This is a genomic window from Streptomyces sp. NBC_01485 (genome assembly GCF_036227125.1).
In the GTDB taxonomy this organism is placed as follows: Bacteria; Actinomycetota; Actinomycetes; order Streptomycetales; family Streptomycetaceae; genus Streptomyces.
The window spans coordinates 4,961,513-4,983,042 of record NZ_CP109435.1 but is presented as its reverse complement, the minus strand read 5'-3'; the positions used below and the strand labels follow the sequence as shown (position 1 = coordinate 4,983,042).

The 21,530-nt window shown below is 73.1% G+C and carries 16 protein-coding genes; 13 read left to right on the top strand and 3 right to left on the bottom strand.

Going from position 1 to position 21,530, the window contains the following annotated elements; translation table 11 throughout:
- Nucleotides 1-11: 11 nt before the first annotated feature.
- Nucleotides 12-2,903, bottom strand: coding sequence for an AAA family ATPase (locus OG352_RS22700; RefSeq protein ID WP_329219333.1), 2,892 nt, complete (start codon nt 2,901-2,903; stop codon nt 12-14).
- A gap of 291 nt (nt 2,904-3,194) precedes the next feature.
- Between OG352_RS22700 and OG352_RS22695 the strand changes: the two genes are divergently transcribed.
- From OG352_RS22695 to OG352_RS22680, 4 genes are all read left to right on the top strand, one after another.
- On the top strand, nt 3,195-3,866 hold the full coding sequence (locus tag OG352_RS22695) for a helix-turn-helix transcriptional regulator (protein ID WP_329219332.1): 672 nt from the start codon (nt 3,195-3,197) through the stop codon (nt 3,864-3,866).
- A 151-nt stretch (nt 3,867-4,017) separates the two neighbouring features.
- Nucleotides 4,018-4,716 carry a DUF4255 domain-containing protein gene (locus OG352_RS22690; protein ID WP_329219330.1) on the top strand — a complete coding sequence of 233 codons (699 nt, stop codon included), beginning with the start codon at nt 4,018-4,020 and terminating at the stop codon, nt 4,714-4,716.
- Nucleotides 4,713-6,809 carry an ATP-binding protein gene (locus OG352_RS22685; protein ID WP_443072316.1) on the top strand — a complete coding sequence of 699 codons (2,097 nt, stop codon included), beginning with the start codon at nt 4,713-4,715 and terminating at the stop codon, nt 6,807-6,809. The genes OG352_RS22690 and OG352_RS22685 overlap by 4 nt, the downstream gene beginning before the upstream one ends.
- A gap of 137 nt (nt 6,810-6,946) precedes the next feature.
- Nucleotides 6,947-8,362 carry a polysaccharide deacetylase family protein gene (locus tag OG352_RS22680; protein ID WP_329219328.1) on the top strand — a complete coding sequence of 472 codons (1,416 nt, stop codon included), beginning with the start codon at nt 6,947-6,949 and terminating at the stop codon, nt 8,360-8,362.
- Nucleotides 8,363-8,428: 66 nt separating this feature from the next.
- Here OG352_RS22680 and OG352_RS22675 read toward each other — a convergent pair whose 3' ends face one another.
- Together OG352_RS22675 and OG352_RS22670 are read right to left on the bottom strand one after the other, a co-directional pair.
- Nucleotides 8,429-9,823, bottom strand: coding sequence for a ricin-type beta-trefoil lectin domain protein (locus OG352_RS22675; protein WP_329219327.1), 1,395 nt, complete (start codon nt 9,821-9,823; stop codon nt 8,429-8,431).
- A 133-nt stretch (nt 9,824-9,956) separates the two neighbouring features.
- A complete protein-coding gene (locus tag OG352_RS22670) occupies nt 9,957-11,411 on the bottom strand; it encodes a hydrolase (protein ID WP_329219325.1) in 1,455 nt (484 codons plus the stop codon).
- 345 nt (nt 11,412-11,756) lie between these two features.
- On the opposite strand from OG352_RS22670, the gene OG352_RS22665 reads away from it, so the two are divergent.
- From OG352_RS22665 to OG352_RS22625, 9 genes are all read left to right on the top strand, one after another.
- A complete protein-coding gene (locus OG352_RS22665) occupies nt 11,757-13,355 on the top strand; it encodes a phage tail sheath family protein (RefSeq protein ID WP_329219324.1) in 1,599 nt (532 codons plus the stop codon).
- A 156-nt stretch (nt 13,356-13,511) separates the two neighbouring features.
- On the top strand, nt 13,512-13,955 hold the full coding sequence (locus OG352_RS22660) for a phage tail protein (RefSeq protein ID WP_020132887.1): 444 nt from the start codon (nt 13,512-13,514) through the stop codon (nt 13,953-13,955).
- Nucleotides 13,955-14,470: a hypothetical protein gene (locus tag OG352_RS22655; RefSeq protein ID WP_329219322.1), complete on the top strand. Its 516-nt coding sequence runs from the start codon at nt 13,955-13,957 to the stop codon at nt 14,468-14,470. The genes OG352_RS22660 and OG352_RS22655 overlap by 1 nt, the downstream gene beginning before the upstream one ends.
- Nucleotides 14,467-14,625 carry a DUF6760 family protein gene (locus OG352_RS22650; RefSeq protein WP_093780728.1) on the top strand — a complete coding sequence of 53 codons (159 nt, stop codon included), beginning with the start codon at nt 14,467-14,469 and terminating at the stop codon, nt 14,623-14,625. The genes OG352_RS22655 and OG352_RS22650 overlap by 4 nt, the downstream gene beginning before the upstream one ends.
- Before the next feature lie 560 nt (nt 14,626-15,185).
- On the top strand, nt 15,186-15,476 hold the full coding sequence (locus OG352_RS22645; protein WP_329219321.1) for a hypothetical protein: 291 nt from the start codon (nt 15,186-15,188) through the stop codon (nt 15,474-15,476).
- 1,879 nt (nt 15,477-17,355) lie between these two features.
- Complete coding sequence (locus tag OG352_RS22640; RefSeq protein ID WP_329219319.1) at nt 17,356-18,237, top strand: extensin; 882 nt, start codon at nt 17,356-17,358, stop codon at nt 18,235-18,237.
- Nucleotides 18,238-18,328: 91 nt separating this feature from the next.
- A complete protein-coding gene (locus tag OG352_RS22635) occupies nt 18,329-18,754 on the top strand; it encodes a phage tail protein (protein WP_093780725.1) in 426 nt (141 codons plus the stop codon).
- A gap of 103 nt (nt 18,755-18,857) precedes the next feature.
- Nucleotides 18,858-19,583 carry a CIS tube protein gene (locus OG352_RS22630; protein ID WP_329219317.1) on the top strand — a complete coding sequence of 242 codons (726 nt, stop codon included), beginning with the start codon at nt 18,858-18,860 and terminating at the stop codon, nt 19,581-19,583.
- The gene (locus OG352_RS22625) at nt 19,583-21,490 is read left to right on the top strand and encodes a VgrG-related protein (protein WP_329219316.1); all 1,908 of its coding nucleotides are present in this window, start codon (nt 19,583-19,585) and stop codon (nt 21,488-21,490) included. Before OG352_RS22630 ends, OG352_RS22625 begins: the two co-directional genes overlap by 1 nt.
- The last annotated feature ends 40 nt before the right edge of the window (nt 21,491-21,530 follow it).

Genomic DNA, 21,530 nt, shown 5'->3' with positions numbered 1-21,530 from the left:
TCAGTCCACGCTCAGTCATCCAGGGCCTCTCGGAGTTCGCCCCGCTTCCGGATGCCCAGCTTCTTGTACGTGTTCGTCAGGTGGGTTTCGACTGTGCGGCGGGCCACGTGGAGGAGGTCCGCTATCTGGGTGTTCGTGCGGCCCTCCGCCGCGAGTTCCGCGATGCGGCGTTCGCTGCCGGTGAGAGAGGCCGCGCCGGTGTGGGTGAGGGTGGTGCGGCGGGCGCCGGCCGTGCGGAGGGCCTGGTCGGCGTACCGCAACAGCCTTGCGCTGCCCAGGCGTTCGGCTCGTTCGGCGGCCTCGCGGAGGTAGTCGCGGCCACGGATGCGTTCGCCGGCGGAGATGAGCTGGCCGCCCTGGGCCAGGAGGGAGGCGACGAGTTCCGCCTCGGCCGGTGAGTTCCGCAGGACCGCCACCGCCTCCTCGCCCAGTTGCAGGCCCCGGCGTCCACGGGTCGCGCGGCCCAGGACGCGCAGCGCCCGGCCCAGCGTGCGCGGGGTGTCCCAGACGCGGGCCAGCCGGAGTTCCTCCGCCGCCAGGGCCAGCGCCTCCTGGGGGCTGCCCAGGGCCAGCCGGCATTCCGCGACCGCCGTCCGCCACGGGGTGACGACCGGGCTGAGGACCGCGCGGGCCGACTGACGGCGCCCGCACTCCAGGAAGTCGTGCAGGGCGCCCGCGACGTCCCCCTCGGTGAACCGCAGCACACCCCGCGCGTAGAGGAACCGGTTCAGTTCCCAGGAGTCGGAGGTGGCGCGCAGGTCGAAGGTGTCCGCCAGGCGGCGGGCCTCCTGCGTACGGCCCGTCTCCACCAGGGCCAGCACGGCGTGCGCGTCGGCGTTCGCGGGGCCGCCGCCGGTGTGACGGCGGGCCGGGGCCCCGGGGTGCTCGGCGAGCAGGGCGGCGTACGTGCCGCGCGCCGCCGCTATGTCCCATCGGGTGTCCAGCAGGGCCTGTTCCATCGGGTGCAGGAGAGACGGGTGCTGGCCGGCCAGACCGCGTTCCACCAGGCGTTCCGCCTCGTCGAGTTCGTCGGCCCACTGCGCCACCGCCGCGGCCGTGCCCAGCAGGAACGGCTCGGCGAGGGGGTCGGCGGGCTCCGTCAGGAGGGTGCGCAGCCTGCGCATCGCCTCCCGCGCCGGTATCTCCCCGGCCGTCGCCGCGTACCGCACGAGGAGGGCCTGACCGGAGGCGCCGACCAGCTCCGGGGAACGTTCGGCGGTGTCGGTGAGCCAGCGGTAGGCCTCGCCGCGGACCGTCTGGTCCTGGTCGGAGAGGAGCGCGGACGCCGTCTGGAGGGTGCGGGCCAGGTCGGCGTGGCCGGCCGGCAGCCGCGACTCCAGGCGGCGCAGCGCCTCCACGGCCGTACGGACCTCCCCGCGGCCCGCGAGGGCGGTGCCCAGGGCGATCGCCGTACGGACCTGGTCGTGGGGGTCGGCGGGCAGGTCCAGTGCCTCGGTGAGGCGGGGGATGCCGCCGGGGGCGTCGGCGGAGGCGTACTCCAGCGAGCCGAGTTCGGTGAGCAGGCGTTGGCGGAGGTCGTCGGGGAGGGGTTCCCGGAGGGCTCGGCCCAGGTAGCGGACGGCGTCGCCGGGGCGGTTCTCGCGCACGGCGACGGTCGCGGCCTCGCGCAGTGCGCACAGCGCCCAGGACGGTCCGGCCGGCGCGCTGGCCAGCAACTGCCGTGCCACGGCGTCGACATGGTCGCCCCGGCGCAGCATCGCGTGGGCCGCCGCCCGGTGCGCGTCCTGACGGCGCGCGGTGGACCAGCCGGCGAGTACGGCGTCCCGGAGGAGGGGATGGGCGTAGCGGGGTCGGCCGCCGGACGGGTCCGGGCGCAGCACGCCGAGCCGCGTCATCGCCGTCAGCCAGCCGGAGACGCGGGCGTGGTCGGCGCCGGAGGCGTCGGCGAGGGTGGCGGCGAGGGAGGTGGCGTTGAGGGAGGTGGGGGCGAGGGAGGTGGCGTTGAGGGAGGTGGGGGTGGTTCCCGTAGCGCCGGCACCTTCGTCCTGCGACTGTCCCGCCTGTTCAGCCCGTTCAGCCCGTTCAGCCCGTTCAGCCTGTTCAGCCCGTTCAGCCTGTTCCGCCTGTTCCGCCTGTTCCAGTGCTGCGAGCGTGCGGGCCACCTCCGCCGTCGTCGGGCCCGCGCTGTCCAGCCACCAGGAGACGGCCGCCGGGTAGGCGCCCGGGTACAGCGCGGCGCACGTGCGCGGGACCGCCGTCGGGGGCGGGACGCCGACGAGGTCGTCGAGGAGGGCGTGCAGGAGCAGCGGGTTGCCCGCGCCGGCGCGCACGCAGTCCGCCGTCCACCGGTCGGAGGCCGTCGGGAAGGCGGCGCGGACCAGGTCGGCCGAGGCGTGGTCGGTGAGGGGGGCGAGGGTGTGGGTGCGGACGGCGGACGGGGAGAGGGCGTGGGTGAGACCGGCGGGCCGTAAGTCGATGTCGTACTGGCTGCGCTCGGTGGCCACCAGCAGGACCGGCAGGCGGTCGATCCGGCGGGCCGCCTCCACGAACCAGCGGCGCGAGGCCTCGTCGGCGAGGTGGACGTCGTCCACGGCGACCATGATCGGCGCCTCGTCCGCGTACGAACGCAGCACCCGCCACAGCCGGGCCGCGCTGTCGCGGTCGTCGACGCCCGGTGCGACGTCCGCGAACTCCGGTACGGGGCCCAGGAGATGGAGGACGGAGGAGAACGGCAGCGCGGTGTCCTCGGGGGAGCAGCGGGCGCGCAGGACGCGCAGGCCGAGGCGGGTCGCGTGCGCGGCGGCGGCCTCCAGGACGGCGGACCGGCCGGTGCCGGTCGCGCCGCGCAGCAGGACGAGACGGCCGCCGCCGGCGCGGGCGTGCTCCGCCTCCGCCGTGAGCAGTGCGTGCGCGTCGTCGCGTTCCCGCAAGGGTCCGGTCATCGCTGCCTCCTGCTGCTGTCGGGTACGTCGTCGGGGACATCGCCGGGTATGTCGGGCGCGTACATGTAGAGGTCGTGTGGACGGATACGGGTTCGCGTGGCCGTTGTGGCGAGGCTCACGACGGGTCGAACAACGGCGACGATATCGGCCCTGACCTGCGATGATGTAGGCAAACCGTGGTCGCCGGCGGCTTGGTCTCGTGGTCTGTCTCGTGGTGCTCCACGATTGCGCGCACCACACGGAGCGCAGAAGTCTGGACCTGACCCATCCGTCACCACATGGGGGCCACGGTTGCTCAGCTCACCTCGGACACCAGACACCGGTGCCGCCGTCGGTACCCGGCGGCGGATTCCCGTGACCGTCGAGGCACCGGATCCGATCTCCCGCGAGGGCGCGGTCAGCCAGTTGCGCGGGCGTCCGGAGGTCGAGGTCCGCGAGGAACTCCCGGCCGTCGGCGGCGGGGTGGCGCTGCTGATCGAGGACACCCTCGACGAGGCGGCGCTGGCCCGGCTGCGGCGGATCGTGCGCAGCGAGGGGGCGCGGGCGGTGCTCGTCGTGGGCACGATCCGCGAGACCGAGCTGCTGGACGTCATCGAGTGCGGGGTCGGGGCGATCGTCTGGCGCCGCGAGGCCACCGCGCACCGGCTGGTGCAGGCGGTGGTGGCCGCCCACCGGGGCGACGGCGACCTGCCCGCCGACCTGCTCGGCAGGCTCATCAGCCAGGTCGGCACCATGCACCGCGGTGCGGCGGGCCGGCCCGGCGCCCCCTCCCTGGGGCTCGCGCCTCGGGAGGTGGACGTCCTGCGGCTGGTCGCCGAGGGGCTGGACACCGGAGAGATCGCCAGCAAGCTGTCCTACTCCGAACGAACCGTCAAGAACGTCATGCACGGACTCACAACGCGGTTGCATCTGCGCAACCGGGCGCACGCTGTGGCATATGCCCTCAGGGAAGGCTACATCTGACCGAACGGGCAATCGAAGGCGGCCACGCGGGCAGTGTGCCGTGCCCGCCCGTCGACCCCGCCGCGCCTGCGGAACCGGGGCCGCCCGGGGCACGGTGGATGCTCTACGTCAGTTGACGGGGCGATCGGCAAGGCAGTTGAGGAGCACGACGTTGATCCACGAGGTGGACGAAGTCCTCAAAAGCCTGCTCGAGGGCGGCACGCTCGCCGGCTCCGGCATCGAGGTCTCCTTCGAGGCCCCGACCCGCGACTGGGCCGCCCGGCGCAACGCCCCGGTGATCAACACCTACCTGTACGACATCCGCGAGGACGTGACCCGGCGGCAGCGCGGCCAGATGGCGGTGCGCGACGAACGCGACGTCGTCGTGAAGCGCCGTCAACCGCCGCGCTGGTTCCGCCTGTCGTACCTCGTGACCGCCTGGACGCGGACGCCGCAGGACGAACACCGGCTGCTGTCGGCCGTGTTGGCGACGCTGCTGCCGCGCGAGATGCTCACGGCCGACGAACTCCCCGGTGCCCTGGGCGCGTTGGGGCTGGCGATGCCGTTGACGGTGGCCGGCATCCAGACCGAGTCGCGTTCCCTCGCCGAGATCTGGTCCGCCCTGGGCGGTGAACTCAAGCCGTCCCTGGACCTGGTGGTGACGGCGCCCTTCCCGGCGTACCCGGAGTACGACGCCGGGCCGCCGGTCACGGAGGGCGCGGCGGTCCGCCTGCGCGGCATGGACGGCGACCCGCCGGAGTCCGGCGAGCGCGCCCACCGCCCTCACCAGGTGGCCGCGGCCCGCGCCGCCAAAGAGGCAGCCGGAGAAGCCGCCCGAGAGGCCACGGCCCGCCGGCCGGAACAACGGTGAACGGGGCGACCGTCAGGGAGCGGCAGCCCGTGATCGGCTGCCCGGGGGGCGAGGCCGCCGTCGAGCTGCTCACCCGTCTCGCCGAGCTGCGCGACCGGGTGGCCGAGCTGGTCGACCGGCGTTCCGCCGGAGACCCCACCGCCGGCGATCCGCTCCGCGGGCTGTACCTCTCCGAGGACGCGGTACGTCACCACCTGCTCACCAGCGCCGGGACGGCCGCCCCCGCCCCCGCCCCGGGCCCGACCCCGACCCCGGCGCCAGCGCCAGCGCCAGCGCCAGCGCCTGGCAACGACCAAACCGCCCCCACCGCCCTCACCGGCCTCGCCGCCCGGCTCCGTCTCACCGACCTCGACGCCGCGATCCTCCTCGTCGCGCTCGCGCCCGACCTCGACCGTTCCTTCGAGCCGCTCTACGGCTACCTGAACGACGACGTCAGCAGGCGGCGGGCCACGGTCGGGCTCGCCCTCGAACTGTGCGGGGCGCCCGCGCACCAGGCCACGGCCCGGGCCCGTTTCCACTCCTCGGCACCCCTGCGCGCGTACGGACTGCTGGACGTCGAGGAACCCGAACGGCCTTTCCTGTCCCGCTCGTTGCGCGTCCCGGACCGGCTGCTCGCCCACCTCCTCGGCGACGACACCCCGGACGCCGCCCTGCACGGACACCTGCATCCGCTCCCCCCGCCGCTGCCCGCCGACGGCGACGAGAGCCTCGTCCGCCTGCTGGCGCACCGGCTGCGGGAGGGCGGCCCGCTCACCGTCTACCTGCGCGAACACCGCGAGGGCGACGGCCTCGCCGCGATCGCCTCGGCCCTGCACGCGGCAGGCGTCGACGCCCTCCGCTTCACCGGGCCCGACGACCGCGTACCCGACCTGCTGCGCGAGGCGCGCCTCGGGGGCCGGGCGGTCGTCCTGTCGGGGCTGGCGGACCAACCGGCCGCGCTGGTCGGCATGTTGGCCGACGCCTCAGACGACGTCACCGTCCTCCTCACCGACCCCCGCCCCTACGACCCGCACTGGTCCACCCACGACCCCCTCGTCCTGGACGCACCGCGCCGCCGGGCAGGCGGAACCGCCACCTGGGCGACAGCCCTGGCCTCGGCGACCACCACCCCCAGCGCCACTCCCGCCCCCCTGGGCTTCGACCTGGCCGCCACCGTCGCGCCCTACCGGCTCGGGGGCGAGCGGGTCGCGCGGGCCGCACTGGCCGCCGCCGCGCTGGCCGGCTTCGAGGGCGGGCCGGTCACCGCCGAGCATGTGCGGCTGGCGGCGCGGCAGCAGTCCGCGTCGGGGCTGGAGCGGCATGCGCGGCGGATCCGGCCGGACGTCGGCTGGGACGATCTGGTGCTGCCCGAGCGGCCGTTGACGCAACTGCACGAACTCGCCCTGCGGGCCCGGCACCGCGACCGGGTCCTCGGCGACTGGCGGCTCAGCGCGGGCGGCGGGCGCGGGCGCGGGGTGCTCGGGCTGTTCGCGGGCGAGTCCGGCACCGGGAAGACGCTCTCCGCCGAGGTCGTCGCCGCCGAACTCGGCCTCGACCTCTACGTCGTCCAGCTCTCCTCCGTCGTCGACAAGTACGTCGGCGAGACCGAGAAGAACCTGGAGCGCATCTTCAGCGAGGCCGACCGCACCGACGCCGTACTCCTCTTCGACGAGGCCGACGCCGTGTTCGGGAAGCGGTCGGAGGTGAAGGACGCGCACGACAAGTACGCCAACATGGAGAGCGCCTACCTGCTCCAGCGGCTGGAGTCCTTCGACGGCATCGCGCTGCTCACCACCAACCTGCGCGCCAACATCGACGAGGCGTTCACCCGGCGGCTCGACCTGGTGGTCGACTTCCCGTTCCCGGACGCCGGTCAGCGCCTCGCGCTCTGGCGGCACGGGCTGGTCCACGTGCCGTGCGCCGAGGGGATCGATCCGGCGCCCCTGGCCCGGGACTTCGAGCTGGCCGGCGGCTCCATCCGCAGCGCGGTCGTCACCGCCGCCTACCTCGCCGCCGGCCGCGACGAGCCGGTCGGCGACGGCGACCTGCTGGAGGGCGCCCGCCGCGAGTACCGCAAGGCGGGCCGCCTGGTACCCGGCGAGGCCAACTGGTAGCCGCCGTAGGCGAGTTGCTTCAGTCGGGCGGGGTGGAGGTCACGCGAGCCCTGCCTGTCACACCGCCGTGACGCGTCCATGCAAAGACTTAGGAAACTGCCGCGCTTCATGTTTAACCCTCAACTAGCGTCCGGCGCATGAAAAGACGTTCTCTCGGAATCGCCGTGCTGGCGGCCACAGCCCTCGCCACCACCACAGCCTGCTCATCCTCTTCCGGGAGTGACACGAACAGCCCTGCCGCGGGCGGCGACGCGAAACCCGCTGCCGCCAAGGCCGGCAGCGCCGACCCGGCCGCCGTCACCGGCCTGCGGATCTTCCGGGACGGCAGCGAGGACCCCGACTGTCCCTGGGCCGTCAGCTACCCCGCCGTCCCCGGCGCGGACCCCCTCACCGCCGCCATGAAGGCCGACAGCGAGTCCCGTCTCGGCGACCCGCTCGCCGAAGACGCCGGGTGCAAGGCGATCAACATCAGCCACGACCTGCTGGTGGCCTCCGGTGACGTGCTCGGCGTACGGCTGACCACCCTCGACTACCAGGCGGCCGGCGACGGCACCGACACCCGCACCTACTGGTACGACGGCAAGGCCGGCAAAGCCCGGAAAGCGGCCACCCTCATCAGCGACGACTCCTTCGACGACTTCACCGACGCCGTCAAGGACCGGCTGAAGGACCAGAAAGGCATCATCGCCGACCGGCTCAACAGCCTCGCGGAGTACCGCGACTCCACGCTCGACGACCTCTCCTTCACCACCGACGGCGACCTCATCGCGGAGTTCGACCGCGGCACCGTCGCCGTCCCGACCGGCGGCCGCTACCAGGCCGTCATCCCCGCCGAGGAAGCCACCCCCCTGCTCTCCGACTTCGGCCGCCGCGCCCAGAAGCAGGCCACCGACCCGTCCGACTCCCTCGACCTGGGTGTGAGCGCGAAGCCGCTGACCCCTCCCACCGGGGCGCTCCCGGCCGACTCGGACGTCGACTGCTCCCAGGCCAAGTGCCTCGCCCTCACCTTCGACGACGGGCCCGGCGCGGACACCGCCCGCCTGCTCGACATACTCGCCGCCAACGACGCCCACGCCACCTTCTTCGTCGTCGGCCAGAACGCCGCCGCCCACCCCGACCTGCTCCGCGCCATGGCCAAGGCCGGGCACGAGATAGGCAACCACTCCTGGAGCCACGCCGACCTCACCCGGCTCGGGCCCACCGAACTGCGCGAGCAGATCTCACGCACCAACGACGCGGTCAAGGCGGCCACCGGCAAGAATCCCACCCTGCTGCGCCCGCCCTACGGCGCCGTCAACCCGGCGGTCAAGGCGGCCGCGGGCCTGCCGATCGCCCTGTGGAACTACGACACCGAGGACTGGAAGTACCGGGACAGCACCAAGGTCGCCGACTCCGTGCTGAACAACGCCAAGCCGGGCGACATCGTGCTCCTGCACGACATCCACCCCACCTCCGTCGACGCCGTGCCCCGTATCCTGACCAGCCTCAAGGAGCAGGGCTACCACTTCGTCACCGTCAGCCACCTGCGCGCGGACCTGAAGCCGGCCGCCTGACCGACGGACTCCGACCCGGAGCGGCACCTGCGCCCGCACCCGCGCCCGCGCTTTCCCGCTACCGCGTCACTGCGTGCGCCACTTCTGGTTCGGTGTCCCCGAGCAGGTCCACAACTGGAGCTTCGTGCCGTTGCCGGTGCCGTTGTTCTTGGCGTCCACGCACTTGTCGGCCTGCGGGTTGACCAGGTCACCGGCCTTGCTCAGCACGAACTGCTGGGCGGGGTTGCCGCTGCACTTGGCGAGCTGGATGACCGCGCCGTCGTCCCGCGAGCCCCAGGCGACGTCCATGCACAGGCCGAGCGAGCGCACGGTGCCGTCCTTGCCGAAGACCCACTTCTGGTTGGCCGACCCGGCGCAGTCCCACAGTTGGAGCGGGGTGCCGTCCTTGCCCTTGCCCGTCTGCGCGTCAGTGACGTCGATACACCGGTTCGAGGCCTGCCCGATGATGAGCGCGCCGGGTACCGGGGTCGTCACCTTCGCCCCGCCCGACGCGCCGGAGCCGCCGCTGTCCGTCGTGCCGCCGCCGCCCGAAGCCGAGGTGTCGGCGGAACTCCCGGACCCGGCACCGCTGTTGTCGTCCTGCTTCGGCGGGGCGGACGGCGTCTGCTGCTCGGGCAGCGGGTCGGCGGAGGCGTCCACCTTCGGCGCGGACGGCGCCGAGACGGACGGGCCGGGCAGCGCGGTGGCGCCCGCCGCGAGCGGCTGCTCCTTGGCGCTGCTGGTGACCGGCGGCTTGTACGCCAGCCAGATCATCACGAACGCGATCCCCAGCGCCACCGTCAGACTGAGCGCCGTCGCCAGCCAGCGCGGCAGGAACCCGCGCTGCACGAACGTCCCGTCCACCGACAACGGCACGGCCCCCGACCGCTGCACACTCAGCGCGTACGGCCGCTGCTCCTTCGCCCCGAACCAGATGACCTGGCGCGGGCGCAGCGTCGCGTCGACGAACGCCGCCCGCCCCGGCTCGATCTGCACACTGCCCGGACGGAACTCGTACCCGAGGTGGTCGCCCATGTCGGTGCCCGCGACGGACGCCGTCACCCGTGTGTTGCCGATGTTGTCGATCGCGAGACGCGGACGCCCCCGGAACCGTCCCTTCACGGTCGGCGGCACCAACTCCGCCCGCACCTCCGTGAACGGAGTGACCGTCAGATTTCCCTCCGGGACGGTCACGGCCTCCGGATGCTCGGTCGGCGTAATACGTACGGCGTACGGGTTGGGACCCGCGGCCGCGTCCGGGGTACGGGGCGGGGCGAACGTCAGCTCCACCGTCCCCGTCGTCCCCGGGAAGAGACGCAGCGTCTGCGGCTCCACCCTCGTCCAGGGAGCCACGTTCCCGACCGGCTCGAAGCGGTACTCGTCGACGACGTCACCGGTGTTGCGGACACGCAGCCGCACGGTCGTGGTGTCGCCGGGATCCACGGTCGCGGCGGCCGGTTCCAGAGAGGTCCACAGAGTCACCTGGCGACGCTACGACGCCTGACCGGGTCCCGTCAGGAGGCCGTCGGGCACGACCGCTGCCCGAAAGGGACGGCGGGTCGTGCCCCTGCGCCCGGTTTCAGCCGGTGCGACGGCGTCGGACGGAGAGTTCGCGTCAGACGGTGAAGCGGACCGCTTCCAACTGGAGCTTCCAGTCCATGGGGCTGCCGCCGTAGATCCACTTGTCCTTGGCGGTCGGGCTCGAACAGCCCAGACCCCGCCAGCCCTTGTCCTTGATGTGCGCGTTCTGGCAGACGGAACTGCCGTCCCCCAGCCCGATGGTGAAGCCCTGAAGCGGCGAGACCGCCTCCTTTTCGCTGCCGATGTACATGTCGATCCCGTCGGCCGCATGCGACCACTTGGGACCGGTCAGCCAGCCCTCGGTCACATGGGCGCCGTTGCCGCTGACGCCCCGGGTGCCCACCGTGGCGATGTTCAGCTTCTTGATCGGCAGGCTCTTGCCGGTCGTGCCGGCGATGGCGCCGTCGCACACCGGGTCCTGCCAGCCCCGGTCGGCGACATAGGCGCGGTAGCAGATGTGCCGTCCGTCGCTGCGCGCGGCCAGCGCCTGCACGGCGTCGGCGGCGGTCTGCTTCTTCGGCTTCGCGGGCTTCTTCGACTCGCCGCCACCACCGCCACCACCGCCACCGCCCCCACCACCGCCGGCGCCGGCGCTGTCGCCCGCGCCGCCGGCGGCCGGGGCGCTGACCGGGGCCTCGACCACGGCGGGGGCCGACGGGGGCGGCGCCAGGACCGGGGCGCTGGGCGTCGCCGAGGGGCTGGGCGCCAGGGTGCTGGCACCCGCCTCCACGAGCTCCTTGGCGCTGGAGGCGACCGGCGGCTTGTACGCCAGCCAGATCATCACGAACGCGATCCCGAGGGCCAGGCTGAGGCTGAAGACGGTCGCCAGCCAGCGCGGCAGGAACCCGCGCTGCACGAACGTCCCGTCCACCGCCAGCGGCACGGCCCCCGACCGCAGCACGTTCAGCGCGTACGGCTGCTCTTCCTTCGCCCCGAACCAGATGATCTGGCGGGGACGCAGCGTCGCGTTGACGAACGCCGCCCGGCCCGGCTCGATCTGCACGTTGGCCGGCTGGATCTCGTAGGCCAGCCGGTCCCCGTTGTCACTGCCGTTCAGCGAGGCGGTGACGCGGGTGTTGCCGACGTTGTCGATGGCGAGACGCGGACGTCCCCGGAACCGTCCCTTGACGGTCGGGGGCACCAGCTCCGCCCGCACCTCCGTGAACGCGGTGACCGTCAGGTTCCCCTCGGGGACGGTGACGGCCTCCGGGTGCTCGGTCGGCGTAATACGTACGGCGTACGGGTTGGGGCCGGCCGTCGCGTCGGGGGTACGGGGCGGGGCGAAGGTCAGCTCCACCGTGCCCGTCGTCCCCGGGAAGAGACGCAGCGTCTGCGGCTCCACCGTCGTCCACGGGGCGACCGGGCCCACGGGCTCGAAGCGGTACTCGTCCACCACGTCGCCGGTGTTGCGCACGCGCAGCCGTACGGTCGCCCGGCTGCCGGGGTCGACGGTGACGGAGGAGGGTTCGAGGGAAGTCCACAGGCTCACGGGCCGACGTTACGGGGAAGGCGGCGCGCGAAGTCAGAGGCCAGGGGGCAGGGGTGCGTGCCCGCCCGGACGCACCCGACCTGCCCGTCGGGACGCGGCAGGAGGCCTTCGAGCGGGCGCGGCGGCGGGCGGCGCCGGGCCGGGGTGCCGACAGACCCGCAGGAAAGGGACGGCGCGGGCGGGCCGCGCGCACCCCTCGCCGTCGTCATCCGTCCTCCGCCGCCCTCCGCTGCCCCGGAGGGCAACAGACGTGCCCCGACCTGTGCACCGGGGGCCGTTTCGACGGACGCGCTTCGCGCGTGACGGTGAAAGACGTCCTGACGCGTACCCCGAGGAGAGCACAGCATGCCGTCCTACCTGTCGCCCGGCGTATACGTCGAGGAGGTGGCCAGCGGCTCCCGCCCGATCGAAGGGGTGGGCACCTCGGTGGCGGCCTTCGTCGGGCTCGCCCCGACCGGCCCGCTCAACGAGCCGACGCTGGTGACCAACTGGACCCAGTACGTGGCGGCCTTCGGTGACTTCACCGACGGCTACTACCTGGCGCACTCCGTCTACGGGTTCTTCAACAACGGCGGTTCGGCCGCCTACGTCGTCCGCGTCGGCGGTACGTCCGCGGGCGCCTCCGGTGACGTCAAGTCCCCGGCAGCCGTGGGGGGTTCCTCCGCTCCGGCCGCGCTGACCGCCGGTGAGCCCAGGCAGCTCGGCACCTTCACGGTGACGGCCGTGGCGGCCGGCGAGAGCGGCGGCCCGCTGAGCGTCGAGGTCGCGGACGCCGAGGGCGAGGGCCCCGCCGAACGCTTCAAGCTGATCGTCAAGGACGGCGACAAGGCCGTCGAGACGTTCGACGTGTCGGCGAAGAAGGGCAACCGCTCCTACGTCGTCACGCAGGTCAAGGAGCGCTCCAGGCTCATCACCGTGGCCGAGGCCGCGCCCGCGGCGCAGCTCGCCCGCCCGGAGAACCAGACGGTCGCGCTGCCGTCCGCGTCCGCCCCGGCGGCCGGCGCCCCCGCCGTCCCGGCGGACCAGGTGGCTACGGTCGGACCGGCCCAGTACCTGGGCGACAGCTCCGACCGCACCGGCTTCGGCGGCCTGGAGGCCGTCGACGAGGTGTCCATGGTCGCGGTGCCCGACCTGATGGCCGCCTACCAGCGCGGCGCGATCGACCTGGAGGCCGTCAAGGCCGTCCAGCTCGGCCTGATCGCGCACTGCGAGCTGATGGGCGACCGCGTCGCGATCATCGACCCGCCGCCGAGCCTGAACGCCCGTCAGATCCGCGTCTGGCGCCAGGAGACGGCCGGCTACGACTCCAAGTACGCGGCCCTGTACTACCCGTGGATCAAGGCCTTCGACCCGGCGTCCGGCCAGGCGCGGCTGATCCCGCCGAGCGGTCACGTGGCCGGCGTGTGGGCCCGCAACGACTCCGAGCGCGGCGTCCACAAGGCCCCCGCGAACGAGGTCGTGCGCGGCGCGGTGGACCTGGAGATCCAGATCACGCGCGGCGAGCAGGACCTGCTGAACCCGATCGGCGTGAACTGCATCCGGGCGTTCCCGGGCCGCGGCATCCGCATCTGGGGCGCCCGCACCCTCTCCTCCGACCCGGCGTGGCGCTACCTGAACGTCCGCCGGTACTTCAACTACCTGGAGGAGTCGATCCTGATCGGCACCCAGTGGGTGGTGTTCGAGCCGAACGACCACGCCCTGTGGGCCCGGATCCGGCGCAACGTCTCCGCGTTCCTCGTCAACGAGTGGCGCAACGGCGCCCTGTTCGGGGCCCGCCCCGAGGAGGCGTACTACGTCAAGTGTGACGAGGAGTCCAACCCGCCGGAGTCCGTCGACCTCGGCCGGGTGATCTGCGAGATCGGCATCGCGCCGGTCAAGCCGGCCGAGTTCGTGATCTTCCGGCTGGCCCAGTTCCAGAGCGGGAGCGGGGAGTTGGAGGAGTAGGCACTCCGGGTACTTCGGGTACCGGGGCACTCCGGGTACTTCGGGCACTCCGGGGACTTCGGGTACCGGGGCACCCCGGTCCCCCTTTCCTCCCCCTCCCCTCCGCTCTCCTCCGCTTGCGCGGACCGCAGTCAACTCCCCTAGAAGGACAGCCAGATGAGTCTCCAGCCGGGTGACGCCCTCACTTCACACAATTTCGGCCTCCAGATCGACGGCGTGATGGTCGAGTACCTCGCCGAGGTCAGCGGCCTCAGCCTCGAACAGGACGTCATCGAGTACCAGCAGGTCTCCGCGCAGGGCAAGCCCGTCACGAAGAAGCTGCCGGGCGTGAAGAAGGCGGGCACCTGCACGGTCGTGCGCGGCATGACCCAGTCGGCGGCGTTCAACCAGTGGATCACCGAGTCGATCAACGGCGTGATGGGCACCGCCCGCAAGAACGCCACGATCATGGTGATGGACTACCAGAACAACCCGGTCAAGCGGTACAACATGCGCAACGCCTGGTGCAGCAAGATCGACACCAGCTCGGTGAAGGCCGGCGAGGCCTCCGCGCTGACCGAGACCGTGACGATCACGTTCGAAGAACTGGTCATCGAGTAATGCGGCGTTCGTCGGCTGTGCGGGGGTCGGTGACGGGACCGGTGACGGGCGCTGCGGCCGGGGCGGAGCAGCCTCAGGAGGCGGCCCCGTTCCTGGGGGCGGCGCCCGCGACGGCCGCCCCGGCCCCGGCCCCGGCGGCGTACCGGCTGCAGACGGAGTTCCCCTTCGAGCTGCCGCGCGGCTACGTGGACGAGGCGGGCACGGTCCACCGCGACGGCGTGATGCGCCTCGCGACGGCGCGGGACGAACTGGTCCCGCTCCGGGACATCCGCGTCCAGGAGAACCCCGCGTACCTGTCGGTGGTCCTGCTCGGCCGGGTCATCACCCGCCTGGGCGCCCTCCCGCTCGTCCACGACGGGGTGGTGGAGAACATGTTCGCCTCCGACCTTGCGTTCCTTCAGGACTTCTACCGCCAGGTCAACGCCGAGGGCCACACCCGCGCCTCGGTGCAGTGCCCCCACTGCTCGGAGCCCTTCGAGGTGGAACTCGGCGGGAGCCGCCTGGGGGAATCGTGACGTACGCGACCGACCGGATGCACGAGGAGATCGCGTACGTCGCCTACCACTTCCACTGGAGCCAGGACGACATCCTCGACCTGGAACACCACGACCGGCGCCGTTACGCCGACCAGATCGCGACCCTGGTGACCAGGGGCCGGGCGGAGGGCTGAGGCATGGGGTTCCTGGAACGTCTGCGGGGCGGCCGGGGTGCCTCCGGCGGTGACGCGGGTACGTCGTCGGGCGTCGCCGGTACGTCGGCGGGCGGCGACGCCGGTACGTCGGCGGCGGGCGGCGGTGCTTCGGGTTCGACGGGCGACGGCGGTTCGGCGGGTGGTGTCGGTTCGGCGCCGCGTGTCGTGCCGGCCGCCTGGACGGCGCTGCCTCCCATCCAGCGGGCGACCCTCGGAGGGGCGGCGGGCGTCGCCGACTCCGGGTTCGGCGGCCGGCTGGCCACCTGGCAGAACCCCTCCTTCATCGGCACCCGCTCCCACGCGGTGCTGGACTCGGGCCCGGGCGGCCTGATGAGCAGCCTGCGGGCGACGAACCCGCCGGTCGCGGAACCCGAGCGGGTGGCTGCGCCGCCTCGACCGACCCAGTTGCAGCGGACGGTGCCCTCGACTCCGGGCGGGGGCCCGGCTACGGCGGCGGGGGGTACGGCTTCGAGCGGCGGTCCTGCTTCGGCTTGGGCGCCGGGTGCGGGTGCGGGTGCGGGTGCGGGTTCAACTCCGGTTTGGGCTGCGGCTTCGCCTGTGGTTCCGGGGTCGGCTCAGACTCGGGGTTCGGCTGCGGGTTCGGGTTCGGCTGCGGCTCCAGGTGCAGCATCGGCTCGGGGGTCGGCTACGGCTACGGGTTCAGCGCCGGGTCGGGGGTCGGCTACGGCTACGGGTTCAGCGCCGGCTCGGGGGTCGGCTACGGCTACGGGTTCAGCGCCGGCTCGGGGGTCGGCTACGGCTACGGGTTCAGCGCCGGCTCGGGGGTCGGCTACGGCTACGGGTTCAGCATCGGCTCGGAGTTCGGCTAGAGCTCGGGGATCAGCGCCGGCTCGGGGTTCGGCTGCGACGACGGGCTCAGCTCCGGGTCAGGGCCGGGCTGCGGGCTCGGGTCCGGGTCCGGGTTCGGGCGCGGCTCCGGCTTCGGCTTCGGCTTCGGCTTCGGCTTCGGCTTCGGGGCAAGCCTGGGCTCAGCGCCGGGCTGCGGGTTCGGCTCCAGCTTCTGTTTCGGGTTCGGTGCCGCGATCGTCCGAGCGTGCCGCCGCGCCCACGTATCCGGCGGCTTCCCCCGTTCCGGGGGCTCCGGTTGCCCCGGCGGTGCCTGTGGTGACGGCGCGGCCGGCAGAGCGGAGCGTTCCCGTTGCCGTCTTCCCGACGCGGGGCATCCGTGTCTCCCCGGCGAGTCCGGCACCGGCGACGAGTTCGGCCCCGCTGACGAGGTCGGTGTCCGCACCGGTTCAGCGGCGTACGCTGCCTGCCCGGGCGGCATCCGCGTCGACGTCCGCGCCCGCGACGCCGTCTGGGGGCGGTGGATCAGGTCAGGCCTCCAGCCGGGGTACGGGTACGGGTACGGACACCGACGGCGGAGGCACGGCGAGCGGCAAGGAACCTGCTCCCGGCCCGCGACAGGGCCCGAACGCCGCTGCGGCTCCCGCGACGGCGGGGCCGACGGCGGCGGCTAGCACGGGAGGTACGCCGACTCCTGCCGCGACGTCCGGTGGACAGCCGGTGGGGATCCAGCGTGTGGTGCCCCGGCACGAGGGCGACACCTCGACCGACGCCCCGGCGGCAACGGGCGGGACGCCGTCTCCCCGGCCTGTCGGGCTCCAGCGGGCGGTACCCGGTAACGAAGGCGCTGCCCCGGCCAACACCCCGGCGGCACCCCGAAACGAACGCGCCGCGCCGCTCAACTCCCCCACTGCACAGGCCAGTACGCCCTCCCCCCAGCCGCCCGGCATCCAGCGCGCGCTACCCCGCCACGAGGACGCCACCCCGGCCGGCACCAACACCCCGACGCCAAAGGCGGCCGGTACGCCGTCCCAGCAACCGGTCGAGATCCAGCGGGCAGCCCCCCGTCATGGCGACGGGGACGCCACCGCGCCCAGCAACTCCCGTGCAGTGGAGAGCAATACGGCACCCCTTTCCCCGGTAACGCCCAGTGGGAACCCGGTCGCCGCGCAGCGAGCGGTACCGCACGCAGATGGACCGCGCACGGCCTCCGGTCCGTCGGCGGTGGACGGCGTCCCGCCCACCGTGCGGACCGGTTCCGTCCAGCCGCTCCCGGCGACCTCCAGTGCAACGCCGTCGCCTACCGCGTCGAGGGCTGCGACCGTGCCACCCGCCGCGACGGCGAGCAGTGCCGGTGATCGCAACGTGCAGCGTGCCGTAGCGGGACGCACGACACCGTCCACGCCGAGCAGCACCTCCACCGCACCTCGGCCCGGAAGCAAGGCCCCTGGCCCGACACCCACCCACAGCCCACCCGCCGCGAGCACGCCTCACCCCGTGAGCGGACGCCCCGCCCCCAGCGCCGACACCCGCACCGGGTCGTCGGCCGCCCGCACTTCCGGCTCCGCTTCTGCCCCTGCCCCCGCCCCTGCTCCACGCACCGGCTCGGGCCCGACCGACGGCGCTCGTACGCCATCCCTCGACGTGCAACGCACTGCGACGCCCCCCGTGGCGGCCACCACACCGACGCGCCCCGCCGCTCCCGCCCCGGCCCCGACCGGTCCCGCGCGCCCGTCCGTCAACTCCCCTTCTCCCAACATCAGTTCCGCGTCCTCGACGAGCGTTCAACGGGCCGCCTCCCCCATACCCGCCCCCGCGCCCGCACGTCGGACAGGCCTCGGCGCCCCCACGAGCCTCCCCTCGAACCGCCCCCGCCCGACGGCAACCCCCGTCACCCCCTCAGTGACTCCGCCCTCCCCCCTCGGCGCCCCCATCCAGCGCGCCACCACACCGGCACCCCCCACGCCGCCCGCACCCCCCGCACGCCCCCTACTGGGCGCCCCCCTCCCCGCCGACGCCACCCCCCGTACGACAACCGGCCCCGCAGCCACACACCCCGTCGCACAACGCACCACCACACCACCACCGCCACCCGTCGCCGCCCAACTCCCGCTGCCCACCCCCGCGTCCACCGGCACCCAGACGCACCCCCGAACCGCCGCGACGACCGCCCCCGTCGCCCACCCGCTGCACCCCAAGCCCCCCAAGACGACGCCCGTGCACGCCGCACACCCCGTACACCCCGTACCCCCGCTGTCCCCGCCGCCGCCCGTACAGCGCCGCCCGGTCACAGCCCCCGTACCCCTGCGCCGCACCGCACCCGGCGCAGCCACAGGCCAGCCCATAGCCCGCCCGTACCCCACGCCCTCGCACGCCCCCCACGCGAACCCGAACGCCCCCACACCCCCCACCATCCAGCACAGCCCGCTGCCCACCCCGGTACGCCCCGCCACCCCACCGGCACCGTCAGCCCAGCCCGCCGCCCTCACCCCCATCCCCGCCCCCACGATCCAGCGCCTCCCCACACCACCCGCGCCACCCGCACCCCGCAGCGCACCCAAGACAGCCCCGGCCCCCACCCCGGCACCCGCACCCACCCCCAAACCCGCACCCAAGACCACCACCCCCACCGAGGCACCCCCCGGCTTCGACCCCCGCTCCCTCACGGACTTCCAGCTCGACGAGCTGACGCACCGCCTGACCGGCCGCATCACCCGCCTCCTGCGCACCGAACTCCGCCTGGACCGCGAACGAATAGGCCGACTCCGCGACCCCCGCCGCTAACCCGCGCCCCTCCCCACAACGCCCGCCCCGACTGCCTTCCCCCGCCCCTTCCTGCCCCTCCCCTCCCCTCCCAGAAAAGGCAAGGCACCCGATGCCCTCCGATCTCGACCCGGGATCCACCATCTTCTTCACCCTGACCATCGACGGCGAGAGCCTCGGTTACTTCAACGGGTGTGAGGGACTCTCGTCCCAGGTGGAGATCGAGCACCGCCAGGAGGGCGGGAACAACGGGTTCGTGTGGCAGTTGCCGTCCCGGGTCACGTTCTCCACGATCCGGCTGACCCGGCCCCTCACCCCGGACACGACGAAGGTCGCGAAGTGGATCTCGTCGGTCACCACCGGGGTGACCCGCCCGACCGCCCAGATCGCGGCGCTGCGCGCGGACGGCTCGGAGGTCGCCCGGTGGGGCCTCATCGACGTACTGCCGGTGAGCTGGCAGGGGCCGTCACTCAGCCCCGACAGCCCGGGCGTGGCCACGGAGGTCCTGGAGATCACCCACCACGGCTTCACCGACTGACGACCGACCGACAACCGACCGACTGACAACCGACCGACCAGCACCGACCGGCCAGCAGCCGGCCCACCACCGACCAGCAGAAGACAGACAAGACGAGGACGTCATGGCCAAGGGAAGCAAAGGCGGCGCCGGCAAGAGCCTGGTCCGTGCCACCCTCGCGATCCACGAACCGCCGGTCGGCACCAGCACCACCCCCGGCGGACTGATCAAGTCCTTCGGGTTCGACTTCAACCCGTCGCAGTTGCAGCTCGGCCGCCGCGCCCAGTGGAAGGTCACCCCGACCGCGGCCGTCCGCGACGGCTCCGTACCGGAGTTCATGGGCCCCGAGCCGCGCGAGATGACCGTCGAGATCTTCCTCGACTCCTCCGACCAGCCCGGCAGCAACACCGTCCTGAAGAAGGTCGAGTCACTGCTCGAGTGCTGCGAGGTCACCACCAAGAGCATCGCCGCCAAGCAGCCTTCCCCGCCGTGGGTGGTGTTCCAGTGGGGCTCGTTCTCCACGGCCCGCTTCACCGCCTACGTGAGCAGCATCGACGTCACGTACTCGCTCTTCGGCACGACCGGCGTCCCCATCCGCGCCACCTGCCAGGTGCGCCTGCACGAGATCCCGAGCAAGACGAAGGGCCAGAACCCGACGTCCGGCGCGCTCACCGCGCAGCGCGTGCACCGCGTCGTCGCCGGCGACTCCCTCCAGTCGCTCGCCTGGCGCGAGTACGGCGACGCCGCCGCCTGGCGGTCCATCGCCGAGGTCAACGGCATCGACGACCCCTCCCGCCTGCCGAACGGCATCGAACTCGTGCTGCCCGCCGTCGAGGAGGTGCGCTACTAGTGGTCCAGTCCGCGTTCTCCAGCGTCATCCAGGTCACCCTGGGCGGCCGTCCCCTGCCCGTCGACTTCGCGCCGCTGCTCGTCGAGGGCTGGGTGGACCAGGGGCTCGGCGTCCCCGCCGCCTTCCGGCTGACCTTCCGCGACCCCTACCGTCAGGTCCTCGGCAAGCTGGGCGTCAAGTTCGGCACCCCCGTCGTCCTCACCCCGATCGCCGACGGCAAGGGCGCCGCCGACCCGCTCCTCACCGGCGAGGTGTGCGGTCTGGAGGCCGACTACGACGGCACCGGCACCTTCACCGTGATCCGCGGCTACGACTTCGGCCACCGCCTGATGCGCCAGCGCCGCGTCGCCGCGTACCGCAACCAGAGCGCCTCCGACATCGCCCGCAAACTGGCGGCGCAGGACGGCGTCCCGGTCGGGAAGATCCAGTCCACCAAGACGGTCTACGAGTTCATCAGCCAGGCCAACGTCACCGACTGGGACTTCCTCGCCCGGCTCGCCGACGAGAACGAGATGGTCATGTCGGTCGACGCGAAGGGGAAGTTCCAGTTCCTCAAGCCCGACCCGGCGTCCGGCGCGCCGGCCACCTCCACCCCGGGTGACAAGAGCCCGTTCGTCCTCGAAGCCGGCACCGACATCCTGCGGCTGCGGGCCGCCGTCACCGCCGCCGAGCAGGTCGGGACCGTCGAGGCGCGCGGCTGGGACGTGACGACGAAGAAGAAGCTGACCGCCACCGCGCCCGCGAAGACCAACCCGGGCATCAGCATCGGGACGACGCCCGGCGAGGCCGCCGCCAAGTTCAAGCCGGCCAAACTGGTCGACGCGCAGACGCCGTACGACCGGCAGACGGAGGTGAAGTTCGCCGCTGAGGCCCTCGCCGACGACGTCACCGGTTCCTTCGCCGAGCTGGAGGTCATCGCGCGCGGCACCCCGAAGCTCCGCCCCGGCCTGCCCGTCACGCTCGCCGACGTCGGCGCCCCCTTCGAGGGCAAGTACACCGCCACGTCCGTACGGCACGTCTTCGGCGACGGCAAGCACTACGAGGCCTGGGTCACCGTCAGCGGACGGCAGTGGCGGTCGCTGTACGGGCTGGCCTCGGGCGGGGGCGGCGGCACGACGAACGGGCTGCACCTGCCCGGCACCACCAACGCCCTCGTCACCGACATCCAGGATCCCCTCAAGCAGGGCAGGGTGAAGCTCCAGTTCCCCTGGCTCGACGACACCTACATCAGCGACTGGACGCGGGTCGTGCAGTGGGGCGGCAAGGCCGGCGGGTCGATCTTCCCGCTCGACGTCGGCGACGAGGTGCTGGTCGCCTTCGACCGGGGCGCCCTCGACCACCCGTACGTCATCGGCGGCCTCTACAACGGCAAGGACAAGCCGACGCCCGTCAAGGACGTGCCGCTGCACGACGGCGCCCGCCGCCGCGCGGCCCGGCACACCCTCTCCGACCGGGACGGCAACCGCGTCGACCTGCTCAGCCAGAAGACCGGCGGACGGAAGCAGGGGGTGCGGGTGACGTCCGGCGACGACAAACTCGTCATCAACCTGGACCGGACGAAGACCGAGATCACCGTCGACAGCAAGGGCGCGGTCAGCATCAAGGGCAGCCGGGCGGTGTCCGTCGAGGCCGGCACCGACCTCTCCCTCTCCGCCCGCCGCAACCTCTCGATCAGGAGCGGCGGTTCGCTCACCATCCGGGGCAGCCTGGTCAACATCAGGTCGCTGACGGGTGTGGTGTCGGTGGACGCGGCGGGCCTGCTCAACCTCAAGGCGGGCGGCGCCGCCACGATGAGCGCGGGCGCCACCATCCAGGTCAACTCCACCGCCAACGTGGGCATCCGGGCCGCGACCCTCCTGCTCCAGGGCGTGGTCATGGTCAACTCCAAGCCGTACCCGCTGCCGTGAGGCACCGAGAGCGCGGGCCCGCCGTGCGATCCGGAAGCTG